General features: G+C 58.5%; 13 protein-coding genes. 1 reads left to right on the top strand and 12 read right to left on the bottom strand.

The window, feature by feature from the left end:
• Positions 1 to 38: 38 nt before the first annotated feature.
• The 4 genes from ACFQY0_RS00680 to ACFQY0_RS00665 form a co-directional block, all read right to left on the bottom strand.
• Positions 39 to 1,445, bottom strand: a complete 1,407-nt coding sequence (locus ACFQY0_RS00680) for an MBL fold metallo-hydrolase RNA specificity domain-containing protein (RefSeq protein WP_379708024.1) — start codon at positions 1,443 to 1,445, stop codon at positions 39 to 41.
• A 74-nt stretch (positions 1,446 to 1,519) separates the two neighbouring features.
• Positions 1,520 to 2,620 (bottom strand): GNAT family N-acetyltransferase, encoded by a 1,101-nt coding sequence (locus ACFQY0_RS00675; RefSeq protein WP_379708022.1) that lies wholly within the window; start codon positions 2,618 to 2,620, stop codon positions 1,520 to 1,522.
• A gap of 42 nt (positions 2,621 to 2,662) precedes the next feature.
• Positions 2,663 to 3,451 carry an SDR family NAD(P)-dependent oxidoreductase gene (locus tag ACFQY0_RS00670; RefSeq protein WP_379708019.1) on the bottom strand — a complete coding sequence of 263 codons (789 nt, stop codon included), beginning with the start codon at positions 3,449 to 3,451 and terminating at the stop codon, positions 2,663 to 2,665.
• Between the two features lie 20 nt (positions 3,452 to 3,471).
• On the bottom strand, positions 3,472 to 4,500 hold the full coding sequence (locus tag ACFQY0_RS00665) for a galactitol-1-phosphate 5-dehydrogenase (protein ID WP_379708017.1): 1,029 nt from the start codon (positions 4,498 to 4,500) through the stop codon (positions 3,472 to 3,474).
• Positions 4,501 to 4,562: 62 nt separating this feature from the next.
• Between ACFQY0_RS00665 and ACFQY0_RS00660 the strand changes: the two genes are divergently transcribed.
• A complete protein-coding gene (locus ACFQY0_RS00660; protein ID WP_379708015.1) occupies positions 4,563 to 5,996 on the top strand; it encodes a GntP family permease in 1,434 nt (477 codons plus the stop codon).
• Positions 5,997 to 6,022: 26 nt separating this feature from the next.
• On the opposite strand, the gene ACFQY0_RS00655 is transcribed toward ACFQY0_RS00660, so the two are convergent.
• The 8 genes from ACFQY0_RS00655 to ACFQY0_RS00620 all read right to left on the bottom strand — a co-directional run bounded on the left by ACFQY0_RS00655 (position 6,023) and on the right by ACFQY0_RS00620 (position 14,081).
• A complete protein-coding gene (locus tag ACFQY0_RS00655) occupies positions 6,023 to 6,295 on the bottom strand; it encodes a PIN domain-containing protein (protein WP_379708013.1) in 273 nt (90 codons plus the stop codon).
• Entirely contained in the window at positions 6,292 to 6,879 is a 588-nt protein-coding gene (locus ACFQY0_RS00650; protein WP_379708011.1) for a type I restriction enzyme endonuclease domain-containing protein, read from the bottom strand. Before ACFQY0_RS00650 ends, ACFQY0_RS00655 begins: the two co-directional genes overlap by 4 nt.
• A 628-nt stretch (positions 6,880 to 7,507) precedes the next feature.
• Complete coding sequence (locus ACFQY0_RS00645) at positions 7,508 to 7,957, bottom strand: transposase (protein ID WP_379708009.1); 450 nt, start codon at positions 7,955 to 7,957, stop codon at positions 7,508 to 7,510.
• An 8-nt stretch (positions 7,958 to 7,965) separates the two neighbouring features.
• Positions 7,966 to 8,256 carry a type I restriction-modification system subunit M N-terminal domain-containing protein gene (locus ACFQY0_RS00640; protein WP_379708007.1) on the bottom strand — a complete coding sequence of 97 codons (291 nt, stop codon included), beginning with the start codon at positions 8,254 to 8,256 and terminating at the stop codon, positions 7,966 to 7,968.
• 140 nt (positions 8,257 to 8,396) lie between these two features.
• Positions 8,397 to 10,214, bottom strand: coding sequence for an arylsulfatase (locus ACFQY0_RS00635; protein WP_379708005.1), 1,818 nt, complete (start codon positions 10,212 to 10,214; stop codon positions 8,397 to 8,399).
• Between the two features lie 57 nt (positions 10,215 to 10,271).
• The gene (mqo, locus tag ACFQY0_RS00630) at positions 10,272 to 11,771 is read right to left on the bottom strand and encodes a malate dehydrogenase (quinone) (protein ID WP_379708003.1); all 1,500 of its coding nucleotides are present in this window, start codon (positions 11,769 to 11,771) and stop codon (positions 10,272 to 10,274) included.
• A 32-nt stretch (positions 11,772 to 11,803) separates the two neighbouring features.
• Complete coding sequence (locus tag ACFQY0_RS00625; RefSeq protein WP_379708001.1) at positions 11,804 to 13,288, bottom strand: rhamnulokinase; 1,485 nt, start codon at positions 13,286 to 13,288, stop codon at positions 11,804 to 11,806.
• A gap of 34 nt (positions 13,289 to 13,322) precedes the next feature.
• Positions 13,323 to 14,081 (bottom strand): DeoR/GlpR family DNA-binding transcription regulator, encoded by a 759-nt coding sequence (locus ACFQY0_RS00620; protein ID WP_379707999.1) that lies wholly within the window; start codon positions 14,079 to 14,081, stop codon positions 13,323 to 13,325.
• Positions 14,082 to 14,179: the final 98 nt, after the last annotated feature.

Below are 14,179 nucleotides of genomic sequence, written 5' to 3'. Positions count from 1 at the left end.
GAGTGCTCCGAAGGAGGACTTTCCAGCCGCCCGAAGCTTCAGAATTCCACGATTTTCCCCAGTTCCGCCACTTCCACATCGCCCTTGTGAATGGCCCTCAGGGCACCGCAGAGTGCCTCCGATCGGGTCGGTTCCCCATGCACCAGCCAGACCTTTTTCTTCGGTCCCGTCATCGCCTGAAAGTAGTCCAGAAGCTCCGAGTGATCCGCGTGGCCGGAGAAGGAATCCACGATCTCGACCGCCGCCTTCACCTTGAACGGCTTGCCGAAAATATTCACCACCTCGTTGCCATCGCGGATGAATCGTCCCAGCGTATTGTCCGCACAGTAGCCGACAAAGAAGATCGTATTTCTCGGGTTCTCGATTCCATTCTTCAGGTGATGCCGGATCCGTCCCGCCTCACACATTCCGGATGCCGAGATGATGATGCATTGCTCGTGCTTTTCATTGAGCTTCTTCGACTCATTGACCGCACGTATCAACCTAAGCCCTTCAAACAGGAAGGGATCCTTGCCTTCCTCAAAGAGGAAATCATAAACCTCTTGATTGAAGCACTCCGGGTGCAGGCGAAAGATCTCCGTCGCCCCCACTGCCAGCGGACTGTCCACATAGACAGGCACCTTTGGCAACTTTCCCTCTTCGAAAAGACGGTTGAGCACATAGAGAATCTGCTGGGTCCGCTCGACGGCAAAGGCCGGAATCAGCACCTTGCCACCGCGCTTCAAGGAGCGATCTAACACCTCCGCCACCTCGTCCAGCGCACCCGTCGGCAGTTCATGTTCACGCCCCCCGTAAGTCGATTCCATCAGCAGATAATCGACATCCTCCACGGCCACCGGATTATTGAGCACTTCATTATCTCCACGCCCGATGTCACCGGAGAACAGCAGACGTTTCCTCTTCCCGCCGTCCTCCTTGTCCTCGATTTCCAGAAGCACCTGCGCCGCCCCGAGAATGTGGCCGGCATCGAAAAATGTCATCGTCACCCCATCAGAAATCAGCATCGGACGGTCGTAGCCCGAGGTCACGAACTGCCTCAGACAGCGCTCGGCATCCTCCTTGCGGTAGAGCGGCTCCACCGGAGGCTTTCCTTCCTTCAGCAACCTCTTGTTCAGCCACTGGACGTCGTATTCCTGAATGTGGGCACTGTCAGCCAGCATGATCGTGCACAGATCGCGGGTCGCGAATGTCGCGTGGATATTTCCCGTGAAACCACTCTTCGTCAGGTTCGGAAGATTGCCACTGTGATCGATGTGCGCATGGGAAAGCACCACCACATCGATTTCCTGAGGATCAAAGTGGGGAAAACAGCAGTTCACCTGGTAGGCATCCTGACGGCGTCCTTGGTAGAGCCCGCAATCGAGCAGGATCTTCTTTCCGTTCACTTCCAGCAGATGCTGGGAACCCGTCGTCGTGCCGGCAGCACCGCAGAATTTCAGTTTCATGGGATTTGTTAGTTCCCATACTCGACCGATCTCCGCTCAACGCAACCTAGAAACGAATCAGGTGCGAGGGTTTGTCACCCCCCACTACAGTCTTGCCCGAAAACCTTCTCAAAAACCAATGAACCCCGACCGCTGTCTTCGAGTTGTTTGCGACGGCTCGCAGGAAGGATCTCCTTCCCCTTCTCCACATACGCCATCCGCTCCCGGAAAAAGTCCGCCGCCCGGTTGGTCAGGGCAAACAACTTGCCGATGCCTTTTGAAACCGCGATCTCTTCGGCATACCTGACGAGATCCGCACCATAGCCGCGCGCTTCGTGCGAGAGCTTCACGTACAGACAGGCCACCTCAGCCGTTTCGTCTTCCGGATACTCGTGCAGCGCCACGCAACCAACCACGTTGTCATCGATCGCCATCACATGATAATCGCCGATCTTTTCCAGGATGTCCTCGTAGTTCCGCGGCACCAGTTTCGTCCGTCGCACCGAACGACCGATCATACCTAACAGCTCGGGAATATCCTCCTCACGCAGCGGGCGGATCTCGCGATACGAGTCGGCGTGAACCATCGTTCCCACCCCTTCGTTGGAGAACAACTCATCGACCAGCACCCCCTGCCGACGCCCGTTGAGCACGTGCACCCGGGGAACGCCGCGACGGCAAGCTTCTGCTGCCGACTTCAACAAGTTGCCACCCGTCACCGATCCCGAATCCGCAAGCTCCACCGCATCCGCCGCTCTAACAGCGGGCACCGGCTCACCATCGATCAGAATTGCCTGCTCCAGAAGCGCGATCAGTTTCACCGCCCCCATTCCGAGCGCGAACTCCACCACCTGAGGGTCGAGTGGATCATTCGATGAAGCATCCGCCACCACCGTCTGCCCCCGCGCCAGAATCGCCTGGGCCTCCTTCACCGCCTGCGGGTCACCGAGTGGCCTTGATAGCCGCGCTGCCTTGATCTCACATTCGAGCGTCCAGTCGTAGAGGTCCTTCAAATCCCCCCCGAGCACCCCGAGCACCAGCTTCACGCCAACATCTTCCAAGGTCGCCAGATCCAGCAAGGTTTCGGCCACCGCCGGCTCCGGCAATAGCCCGGCCTCAATCAGCACGACAAAGGTCTTCCCCTTGAACTGGGGAACATACTGAAGAACGGCCCTGACGTCACTCTGCGCTGCCACGCCCGACTTCTAGCAGCCCGCACGCCCCACGCAATGCCGATATCATGCTCTGCTTCCCGGCACCGCCTTCACTGATCCCACCGAGATCCCTCCATCCACCAGCAAGGTCTGCCCGGTAATGTAGCCACTCGCATCCGAAGCCAGAAATACCACCGGCCCATCCAGATCACCCGAGGCTCCCGGACGACGCAGCGGAATCCGCTCACACAGCGAACTCACCCACTCCACATCCTCATACATCACCGCATTCTGTCGCGTCTTGAACCATCCCGGAGCCAGACAATTCACCGTCACTCCGTGCGGCCCCCAGTCATCCGCCAGACTCATCGTCAACTGCTTCGTCCCACCCCGACTCGCCCCATAGGGTCCGAGTCCCGCGTAACCACTCACGCAGGTTACCGAACCAATATTGATGATCCGTCCGTAGCCACGCTCGACCATCTGCCGCCCGACTTCCTGAGCGACAAAAAACACCCCGCGAAGATTCGTATCCAGCACCGTGTTCCAATCCTCCCAAGTCACATCCGCCGCCGGCTTGCGAACATTGCAGCCCGCATTGTTCACGAGGATGTCGATCTTACCCGCCGCACTCCACGCAGTTTCGATGGCTTTCTTGATGCTCTCATGATCGCGCACTTCGAGCGAAACCATGTGCACCTTCCGACCAAGCGCCTCGACCTCCGCCGCCGTCTCCGCCAGATCATTCACATCCCGCGCCGTGATCACCAGATCCGCCCCCGCCCGAGCCAGCGCCAGACTGAATTGCTTCCCAAGTCCACGACTCGCACCCGTAACGAGTGCCGTTTTTCCGCTGAGATCAAATAAGTTCATCAAATGGTTAGATTAAAAATTCAGGGCTTAAGCAGCACCTTGAGAAGCGGCTCTTTTCCCGACGCCAATCGCGCAAACCAATCCGCGCCTTCTTTAAGAGGCACCACCGCCGATGTCAGCGAAGCCACATTGATCTCGCCCTTCGCGATCGCATCCAGCGCTTCCGGATACTCGCCGGCAATCGCACAGGAGCCGAAGATGCTCAGCTCCCGCGTCACCGCCGCCTGTAGTGGAAACGTCACCTCGGGCGCCAGATTCCCGACAAGCCCCACTTTCCCTCCTTTGCGCACTGACTTCACCGCAAGATTCACCGTCGGACTCGCCCCCACCACTTCCATCGCGATATCGACACCCTTCCCTTCAGTCGCCGCCAATATCTTCTCCGCTACTTCATCATCCGCCAGCCACCCCGCACTCGCGCCCAGCTCCTCCGCCAACTTCAATCGTCCCGCATCACGATCCACTGCATAGACCTCCGCACAGCCCGCCCGCTTCAGCGACTGCACAACTAACAGCCCAATTAACCCCGCCCCAATCACCACCGCCGAATCTCCCTTTTCAGGAGCCACGCGATTCACCGCATGCAAGGCAACGCCCACCGGTTCGGCAAAGGCAGCCTCTTCAAAAGTAATCCCATCCGGCAATCGATGCAGCACCCGCGCCGGCACGGCAACGAACTCCGCAAAGGCCCCGTCCCGACGAAACTCCTGACAACTCACCCCGAGCACCTGACGCGCATCACAAAGATTGATCTGCCCCTTTTGGCAATAACCGCACTCCCCACAGAAAACCGTCGAGTCAAAGGTCACCCGATCACCCTCGATCCATCCTTCAAGCCCAGCCCCCACTTCCACAATCGTCCCGCTCCCCTCGTGCCCCATCACCAGCGGCGGGATCCGGCGACCGCTGCTGCCGTCCATCCCATGAATGTCGCTTCCGCAAATCCCGCAAGCCGCCACCTTCACCAACACCTCGTCCTTCCCGATCACCGGACGCTCCAAATCGCAGTAGGAAAAGGTCGAGGGTCCGATGAGTTGCAGGGCTTTCATGTCTTGAACGGCGGAGATTCCACCTTGTTAGGGGAGCTCCAAGAGATCAGCTTGATCGAAGCATGCGATCCGTCAACCTCCTGATGACCATCCCGAGCCAGACCTACGCGCTGACCGGAGTGCTTCTAGCGGCCATCGCCCTGATTCTTTTCCTGATCCTCAAACTCCGGATCCAGGCCTTCGTCGCGCTGCTCATCGCCAGCGTCTTCGTCGGCATCGCCTCGGGAACCATGCCGCTCACCGAGGTCGGCGGCACCATCGTCGAGGGCATGGGCTCCAGCCTTGGCTTCATCGCCGCGGTCGTCGGCCTCGGCGCGATCTTCGGCCAACTCGTCGAACATTCCGGCGGCGCGCAATCGCTCGCCCAAGGCCTCCTCAAGGTCTTCGGAGAAAAGCGCGCGTCCTGGGCCATGATGCTCACCGGCTTCCTCATCTCGATCCCCGTCTTCCTCGATGTCGGCATCGTCATCCTCGCCCCGATCGTCTACGCGCTCGCCCGCCGCACCGGGAAATCTCTGCTCAACTACGGTCTCCCGCTCGCCGCTGGCATGGCTGTCACCCACGCCTTCGTCCCGCCAACTCCCGGCCCGGTCGCCGTCGCCTACATCCTCGGCGTCCCGCTCGGTCAGGTCATCCTCTACGGCTGCCTCGTCGGCCTCCCCGCCGCCATCATCTCCGGCCCGATCCTTTGCCCGATGCTCGCCAGACGCGTCCACGTCGATCCCCCACCGCTCGATGTCAGCGAGGGCAAAGCGATGACCCTTCCCAGCGCCCTCGCCATCATTTCCATCCTATCCCTCCCCATCGTCCTGATCATCGGAGCCGGCATCGTCGAACAACTCGCTCTCGCCGCCCTACCCGCTGGCCTCGATAAATCCGAGCAAGCCGCCGCCCTGGCCGAGTCCCTCAAAACCGCAGCCCTTCCCCAACAGATCCTCACCTTCATCGGCCACCCGGTCATCGCCCTGCTGATCGCCACCTGCGCCGCGCTCTACTTCCTCGGTCGAAAACGCGGCGTCTCCGGCGAGGAACTCATGACGCTTTCCACCAAAGCCCTCGGCCCCGCCGGCATCATCATCCTCGTCACCGGTGCCGGTGGCGTGTTCAAGAAAATGCTTGGAAGCAGCGGTGTCGGCGACGCCCTGGCAAACCTGTTAGAAGGTGCCGGACTCAGCGCCATCCTGCTCGCCTGGCTCTTCTCCACCATTCTGCGCGTCACCCAAGGCTCCGCCACCGTCGCCATGCTCGGAGCCGCCGCCCTGATGGGCAGCATCGTCGCCGCCGCCGACTTCACCCACGGCCAACTCGCCCTGATCGTCGTCTCCATCGCCGCCGGCGCCACTGGCTTTTCCCACGTCAACGACTCCGGCTTCTGGATCATCAGCCGCTACTTCTGCATGAGCGAAAAGGAAACCCTCAAGACCTGGTTCTTCGTCGGCACCACGATCTCCATCGTCGGCCTGCTCATGTGCCTCGCCCTCTGGTCCATCGCTTGATCAGGACCCGCTCCGTTCAATAAGCATCAGAGTTTCAAAAGCGCGCTCATGTGTTTGTCCGCATGGCAAAGTTCAGCACCATGCCGGAGCGCACAGGCGACAACCAGGACATCCGTCAGCGGACAATTCAGCCCCTTTCGAATCGCCTTCCTTCGCAAGTCGTAACTGCGCTCCCAGCACTCCTGATCACAATCAAGCCACTGGCAGCTCGCCTTCAGTCCGTTAAGAAAACCGTCCTCCCGCTTGGAACTCGAACCACTCCAGAGCTCCGCCCACACCGGCTCGATCAGCCGACTCATGACTTCCGATTCCAGAGTTTTCGCATCTTCTCTTCCTGCGGCTGATCCAGAGCCTCGATCTCATCATTGGTGGGAAAATCAGGAAAGGAACCCGCCAGCTCCTTGCAGACCTTCTTGATCGATTCGATCTCCTTGGGATCCAGATCGGGACCGGGCCTCGTGAGGATGCCGAAGATGGCGAGTTGTTCTTCGCTCACGTTCTCGCGGACGTGGCGTTGCTCTTCTTCGTTGAGGTCCTTGGAAATGTTCACCAACTCCTCGAAGAGCTGCTCGATGCTCATCGCGCCGTTGTTGTATTCCTCGATCATCTTCTGGAAGCGGTCGAGGAAGTCGTAGCGGCTGGCGTTCATGCGGATCATGTTGTCGAGCTTCCGCTCGATCAAAGCACGCAGTTGCTGAGCTTCGATGTTCTTCGTTTTGCTCTTCGCGAACTTCTTCTCCAGCACCGCAAAGTCGACTTGGCTCAGATCCACCGTCTTGGCCTTCGCTCCGGGTTCAACGTGGGGATCGGCGATGATTGGGTCGGGCATCTGGTATTCGCCGTGAAACCATTTGGCGAGCATGCGCGTGGAAATAGTTGTCATGCCGTTTCCAAAATCTCCACGACGTTCGCCGCGATCCTTTCCTCCAACTCCCGAGCTATGGCGTGGACAGATCTGACCATCTTGTTGGCGTCAACAATATGGTCGGAGGCGGAGGGGTTCCGCCCCTTCAGGGCTCGGATTTCTCTGCGGGTGGTGATCCCAGGGCGATGCCCTGGGCTGACGAGTTGGGCACCTTTGGTGCGGCGATTACTGGCGATCCCGGGGCGTTGCTCAGGGCTGACGGGTTGGCTCCTTTGGTGCTGGGATTCCTGGTGACCCCGAGGCGTTGCCCTGGGCTGACGGGTTGGGCACCTTTGGTGCTGGGATTACTGGTGATCCCGAGGCGTTGCCTTGGGCTGACGGTTTGGCTCCTTTGGTGCTGGGATTCCTGGTGACCCCGGGACATTGCCTTGGGCTGACGGGTTGGGCTCCGTTGGTGCTGGGATTACTGGTGATCCCGGGGCGTTGCCCTGGGCTGACGGGTTGGGCACCTTTGGTGCGTGCACTCTTACGCGCCAAAGGCGCATCGACCCACAAGCCCAGGGCAACGCCCTGGGTCTGAATCGTAAAATATTGAAAGCCCTGAAAGGGCGTCACCCCCTCCACTCCGGCCCCTCGTTCCGCATGCTCAATCCCAAACATACCTCTCATCGTATTCCACATGATGTCGTTCCAAAAATGTTCGGTATTCCTCCTGAAACGTCAGCTTCCGGTGATGCTCCTCCTGATTCTTGATGTAATTCACCACGGCCTCCAACTGTGACTCGCTCACCGAAAATGCGCCATATCCCGCCTGCCACGAAAACCCCGGACATCCGCCCTCATTCTTCATCCATTTGGAAGATGACTTCTTAAGCTCCTCAACCACCTGCGCCTGCGTCACCGTGCGACCGAGGGCAAAGCAAATGTGGACATGATCATGAACACCGCCGGTCTGAATCGATGGCGATTGAAGATTTTTCAAGATCCCAACCATATAACCATGAAGCTTCGGCAAGACCTCGGAACCGATCATCGGCTCACGATGTTTGGTGCTGAAAATCAGATGAACAAGAACTCTGGAAAGGGATTGCGGCATGGGGTATTCTAACAAATGACCATTTTCCCAGCATCAGGAAAATGGTCGGCACTGTGATTACATCTCTCGCTCATGCTGTTCGGGCCGATCTTGCCGCGTCCGGTGGACGGGCCGATTTCTTCGGCAGCCGCCGCAAAGCGGGTCTCGGCGTAGCGCAGGAAGATGAGCCCGAGCACGATGGGCGAGAACTCGGAGGGCTTGAGCGCGGCATTGGCCCAGAGGCTGTTGGCAGCGTCCCAGAGGCGCTTTTCAAGTTCGGCGTGGGAGTCGTCGGAGGAGGCGGGTTCGGTCCAGTGCATGAGGTGAAGAAAGGAGTCTCGTCGGCAAGCACCAACGAGGGCCTATTCCCTAACAACTTCAAACTATCTCTGACAAGAAGAAGAACCACCGAAACCAGCCTGAAGCGGCTCGGCTGAACCGCCCCCCTCCCCATCATCCCTCAGGAACCAAGCCTCTCGAGCAAAACATAGTAAGCCCCCCAAATCTGTCCGTCATCGGCGATCATATCGGCCTGCAATCTCGCGGGCCCCTTCTTCAGATCGACTTCAAAGCGGATCACCTTGTCGCTTGGCGTTACTTGCTCAGAAAGATCATGCCCGCCGATCCGCAGACGGGCTTGGGAAATCGGCAGAGCCAGCCCGGCAGGACGAGCATCCGTCAGTCGCTTCCCCTTTCCTTCCACAATCGCCGGCAAGCCCGCACGAATCGCCGTGTCCGCCTCCTTCGGCCAGCGACGCAGCTCGATCCGATACCTTCCCGCCTTCTCCACTTCCACCGGCCAATACGCATCGGAAATCTTCACCCCTTGCCGGATGTGATCCTGATCGTAGCACAAGTCCCTCTGATCGCTGCGCCAGCTATGCGCTGTTAGACGCACCGGATTTTCTTCATCCGAGCCGATCACAAAGGCCGCCACCCGCGCATAGGACGGCTGCATCTCCTCCCACCAATCATCGTAGGCCGCGAGCATCGTCTGAATCCGTTCCGGGTGCTGCGCCGCCACGTCCTTCACTTGCTCCGGATCCTCATCGAGATTGAAAAGCTGGGCATGTGGTTTCCCGTCGCGACCACGGCTGACCAGTCGCCAGCGGTCGTCGAGCACGGCGAAATCCTTGTACTTGATCGGCTTCACCACCTGCATGTTCTGCACCACCATCATCCGCTCCGGCGCCTTGACGGCATCCCCTTTCAACTGCGGCAGCAAGCTCACGCCATCGAGCGGATTCCGCGCCTTCGGCAAGGCGCACCATTCGATCAAAGTCGGCAGCAAGTCCACGTGTGCCGTCACCCCTCGAACCTCGCGACCGCCCGTGACGCCCGACTTCGGATGACGAATGAAGCAGGCATTCCGATGCCCCCCATCGTAGACCCAGGTCTTCTTCCCGCGCATCCCCGCGTTGAAGCCGTCGGTAACAACCCCGTCCGGCCCGAGGTCAAAACCATGGGAGCTTCCGTTATCCCCCATGAAAATCAGAATGGTGTCTTCTGTTAGACTCTTCTCATCGAGGAAGTCCATCAGCCGACCGAGATTCCGATCGAAGTTCGCCACCATCCCTTGAAAGCGCGCCCGCATTTCCGGCTGATCGGCCGCCAAATAGGGAGCTGCATCCCCGGCCGGAACATTGAAGGGCGAGTGCACCGCATTCGTCGCCAGATAGCAAAAGAACGGCCGCTTGTCCGCCTTCCCGATGAAGCCCATCGCCTCGTCGAAAAACACGTCCGTGCAGTAGCCCTCGAAGGCCCTCCACTCGCCGTTCACCAGGTAGTGATCGTCGAAGTAGTCGTTGTTCCACCAATCGGGAATCTCGCCGACCACTCCCGCCTCGTGCCTTACCACATGCTCGAAGCCGCGATGCTCCGCCGCGTAGGGAAAGGTATCGCCGAGATGCCATTTCCCAAACATGCCCGTGCGATAGCCACCCGCTTTAAAGATCGCCGCCATGCTCTGCTCATCGCTGCGCGGAATGTAGCAGCCATTCAAGGTGCTCCACACGCCCGTCCGCGCCGCGTAGCGACCCATCATCAGCGCGGCCCGGGTCGGCGCGCACATCGGGTCCACGTGATAGTCCGCCAGCCGCACCCCTTCATCATGCAGACGGTCCAGATTCGGTGTCTTCAGCAAGGGATGCCCATGGCAGCCCATGTCGCCGTAACCCTGATCGTCGGTGACGATCAGAATAACATTCGGCGCGCCGGAGACCAGCGCCTGACACAGCAGGAAGACCGCCAGGATTTGCCGATGGAATACAATATTCAACACGGTCGAAACCATGCATCCATCGACTCAGGCGATCAAGCTCTTCTCTGGCGCCTCTTATCCGAGTTGCAGATTCGTGGTCGCTTTCGCTGAAACCTCGCGGAAATAGCCAGCGTTCTCCGGCTTGCGGATATCGATGTCGTAAGTCGGAATCATTTCCTTCATCCGCGCCGCCCCCTCCGGGGTTTCAAGCAGTTGAGGGAAGCACTTCTTCAGAACTTCCAACACGATGTGCACCGAAACCGAGGCTCCAGGCGAGGCACCTAACAGCGCCGAGATCGTCTTGTCCTCGTTGGTGATGACTTCCGTGCCGTAGTGCACGATCCCTGCCTCCCCATCGGTCTTCTTGATCGCCTGCACCCGGATGCCGGCATCGATGAGCTTCCAGTCCTTTGCTTCCGCAGCGGGATAGAACACGCGCATCACTTCCATCCGGTCGTTCATGCTCTGGGTGCCCTGTTGGACGAGGTACTTTACCAGATCCAGGTTATGGATCCCGATCTTGATCAGCGTCGCGATGTTGTCCGGCTTCACCGAAAGCGGCAGATCCATGACGCTGCCCTTCTTGTGAAGGAACTTCGTGGTCCACGCGGCGAAGGGCCCGAAAAGAAGCGTCTTTTTGCCGTCGAGAATTCGCGTATCGAGGTGCGGCACCGCCATCGTCGGCGCCGCATCAAGCGGCTGGCCGTAAACCTTCGCCTTGTGGCTTTCGACGATCTCAGGATCCTCGCAGATCAGCCACTGACCACCGATCGGGAAACCACCGAGGCCCTTGGCTTCGGGAATGCCGCTCTTCTGGAGCAGCGAGAGACTTCCTCCGCCCGCGCCCACGAACACGAACTTGGCGGTGTTCCTGCGCGTCTTGCCGGTCTCGACATCCTTGATCTCGAGATCCCAGCCCTTGCCGTTCTTTGTTAGATTCGTCACGCGATGTCCGGTTGCCATGCCGCAGCCGTCCTGTTTCTCAAGCCAATCGAGCAACTTGCGCGAAATGTTTCCGAAATTCACGTCGGTTCCCGAGTCCATCTTGGTCGCCGCAATCGGCACATCACCACGGCCCTTTACGAGCAAGGGAGCCCATGATCCGATGGTTTCACGATCGGTCGAGTATTCCATCTCCGAGAAGAAATGGTGCGCCGCCATCCCTTTGTGACGGGCGTCGAGGAACTTCACCATCTTCTCGCCGTGGACGAAGCTGAGATGCGGCACGGGATTGATGAACTCCTTCGGATGATCGATCATCCCCTCGGACACGGCATAACCCCAGAACTGACGCGATTTCTCGAACTGCTCGAAGATATTAATCACGTTGGAGACATCACAAGTCCCGTCGGGTTCGAGGTGCGGCGTGTAACTCAGTTCGCAAATACCCGCGTGACCGGTGCCTGCGTTGTTCCATCCGTTGGAGCTTTCTTCAGCGACATCATCGGTGACTTCGTAGACCTGGATCTTCAGTTCGGGTGACAAGCGCTTCAAAAGAGCACCCAAATTCGATGACATGATACCGGTGCCGATGAGCACGACATCGGGGTTCTCGATATGGCTGGAATATTTCATACTTAAAATTAGGTTGTTTTTCTAACCGTGGCTCAGGCGCTCTGGGTGATGGCTGCAAATTTCTCGCGAGCCAAAGCCCACACTTCATCGTCGACGTGCTCGAAGTCCTCGACCTCGAACGAGGCCGCAACAATCTCCCGGCCCTCCGCCAACGAGGAGATCGCTCCGTCCGCCAGCATCTGAGCAAGGATGTTGCCAAGGCCCGTCGCCTCAACCGGCCCGGCCTTGACCGTCACTCCGATGGCATTCGCGGTGAATTGGTTGAGCAGTCGATCCTGGCAGCCGCCACCGACCACATGCAGCACTTCCGGTTTCTGATCCGTGTAAGTCATCAGCCGGTCCCAGACTTCCGCGTAGCGCATCGCCAGGCTCTCATTGATACAGCGAACGATCTCACCCGGTGTCTCGGGAACCGCCTGTCCGGTCTCCCGACAGAACTCTTGGATCTTTTCCGGCATCCTGCCGGCGGTCGAAAAGCGCGGGTCATCGGGATTGATCAACGAGCGGAACGGCTCGGCCTCACCCGCGAGTGCGGCGAGCTCACCGAATTCATATTTCTCGCCCTTGCTGAGCCAGAAGCGGCGCGATTCCTGCACCAGCCACAAACCACAGATGTTTTTCAAGAAGCGCACGCTGTTGTTGATCCCGATCTCGTTCGTAAAGGCATCGTCGAACGACTGATCCGAGATCACCGGCTCCGGCAACTCCAGTCCCATCAGCGACCAGGTGCCGCTACTGATATACGCCGGTACGGGAGCATCGCTGGGCACGGCGGCCACGGCGCTTGCCGTATCATGACCGGCGACCGTTACCACTTTCAGGTTTTTGAAACCCGTCAGTTCCGCGACGTTCGGACGCAAGGTCCCCAGTTCCGTTCCAGGCTCCTTGATCTTCTTGAACAGGTGCTTTGGAAGCCCAAGCTTCTCGATCAAATCAAAGTCCCAATCCTTCTTCACCGGATTGTAGAGCTGCGTGGTGCTCACAATACTCCGCTCCTGCGACTTCTCACCGGAGAGCCAGTAGGCCACCAGGTCCGGCATGAAGAGAATATCTTCCGCCTGATCGATCGCGCCATTTCCACCTTCAACTTCTGAAAGCAACTGGAAGATCGAATTGAAAAACATGAACTGGATGCCAGTCGCCTCGTAGATCTCCTTCTTCGGCACCTTGGCGTAAGCCGTCTCCATCATCTCATCCGTTCGGCTGTCACGATACTGATAGGGTAGTCCGAGCATCCCACCCTTCTTGTCGATCAAGGCGTAGTCCACGCCCCAGGTGTCCACCCCCACACTCACCGCCGCGTCGCCATATTCCTTTGCCGCAATCTTAAGTCCTTCGAGAATATTCTGATAGAGGCTGGTGATATTCCAGTGCCAGCCATCAGGAAGCTCCACCGGCGTGTTTTCGAAACGATTCAGCTCACGCAATTCAATCCGCGATCCGTCGAACTCCCCTGCCAGGACCCGACCACTTCCAGCTCCGAGATCCACCGCGAGATAAACTTTTTTCTGACTCATGATTCTAAAATTCTAATGCCGTCGCCCTTCATTATCAGGCCAGTGTGATCTCGCAACCTTCATTCCGCAGTTCATCCAGGATCACGGGATCCGCCGCCTTGTCCGTGATCACTTTGGTGATCGATCTCGTTTCGGCGAAGAAATACTCGGCTCGCTGATTGAGCTTTTTCGAGTCCACCAAAAGCACCACTTCTTCGGCCAGATCGACCAACACCTCCTTGAAGCCTGCCTGTTCCTCAAAGCTCTCGCTCGCACCACGGTTCACGTCCATTCCCACACAGGAGACGAAGGCCACATTGATCTTGTGACGGCGCAGCGCAGCACCGCTGTCGCTACCCACGAAAGTCTGCGACTTCGGTTGATACTTCCCGCCCGTAAAAACCAACTCCATGTGATCCATGCGAATCAGATGATCCATGACCGCATACGCATTCGTCACCACCCGATAGGGCAGATCCGGAAGCATCAGCACCAACTCGAAGGCCGTCGTGCTACTATCAAAGGCGTAGGTCATTCCCGGCTCGATCAACTTGAGGGCCGCCGAAGCAATCGCCCGCTTTTCATCAACCCGAATCGCGCGGCGCTCGGTAAAGGACTGGAGCTTCGGACGACCACTGAGACTCGTCGCTCCGCCATGGGTGCGGGTCAGCTGGTGGGCTTCGGCGAGCGCCTGAAAATCCCGCCTCACCGTTTCATCGGTCACCGCCAGCTCGGCCGCCAGATCGGCGGTGCGCAGAGAGCCCCTTTCATCGAGGAGCTTTAAAATGAGCTGGTGTCGTTCGGAAGCTAGCATGGCTTGGCGATGTGGGTTTTTCTTCGTTTTTCTGGTTTTTCGCAACATTTTTCTTGGACATTCTCCAAATCCGGACGTAAACCCACATCGAACACACA

It is taken from the genome of Haloferula chungangensis (genome assembly GCF_042664875.1).
In the GTDB taxonomy this organism is placed as follows: Bacteria; Verrucomicrobiota; Verrucomicrobiia; order Verrucomicrobiales; family Akkermansiaceae; genus Haloferula; species Haloferula chungangensis.
Note: the sequence above shows the minus strand (reverse complement) of the source record. Positions and strands in the feature narration are given on the sequence as shown.

Excerpts from the sequence above, each read along its gene's own strand:
- ACFQY0_RS00680 (WP_379708024.1), bottom strand. The coding sequence starts at position 1,445 with ATGAAACTGAAATTCTGCGGTGCTGCCGGCACGACGACGGGTTCCCAG.
- ACFQY0_RS00670 (WP_379708019.1), bottom strand. The coding sequence starts at position 3,451 with ATGAACTTATTTGATCTCAGCGGAAAAACGGCACTCGTTACGGGTGCG.
- ACFQY0_RS00665 (WP_379708017.1), bottom strand. The coding sequence starts at position 4,500 with ATGAAAGCCCTGCAACTCATCGGACCCTCGACCTTTTCCTACTGCGAT.
- ACFQY0_RS00660 (WP_379708015.1), top strand. The coding sequence starts at position 4,563 with ATGCGATCCGTCAACCTCCTGATGACCATCCCGAGCCAGACCTACGCG.
- ACFQY0_RS00655 (WP_379708013.1), bottom strand. The coding sequence starts at position 6,295 with ATGAGTCGGCTGATCGAGCCGGTGTGGGCGGAGCTCTGGAGTGGTTCG.
- ACFQY0_RS00650 (WP_379708011.1), bottom strand. The coding sequence starts at position 6,879 with ATGACAACTATTTCCACGCGCATGCTCGCCAAATGGTTTCACGGCGAA.
- ACFQY0_RS00645 (WP_379708009.1), bottom strand. The coding sequence starts at position 7,957 with ATGCCGCAATCCCTTTCCAGAGTTCTTGTTCATCTGATTTTCAGCACC.
- ACFQY0_RS00640 (WP_379708007.1), bottom strand. The coding sequence starts at position 8,256 with ATGCACTGGACCGAACCCGCCTCCTCCGACGACTCCCACGCCGAACTT.
- mqo (WP_379708003.1), bottom strand. The coding sequence starts at position 11,771 with ATGAAATATTCCAGCCATATCGAGAACCCCGATGTCGTGCTCATCGGC.
- ACFQY0_RS00625 (WP_379708001.1), bottom strand. The coding sequence starts at position 13,288 with ATGAGTCAGAAAAAAGTTTATCTCGCGGTGGATCTCGGAGCTGGAAGT.
- ACFQY0_RS00620 (WP_379707999.1), bottom strand. The coding sequence starts at position 14,081 with ATGCTAGCTTCCGAACGACACCAGCTCATTTTAAAGCTCCTCGATGAA.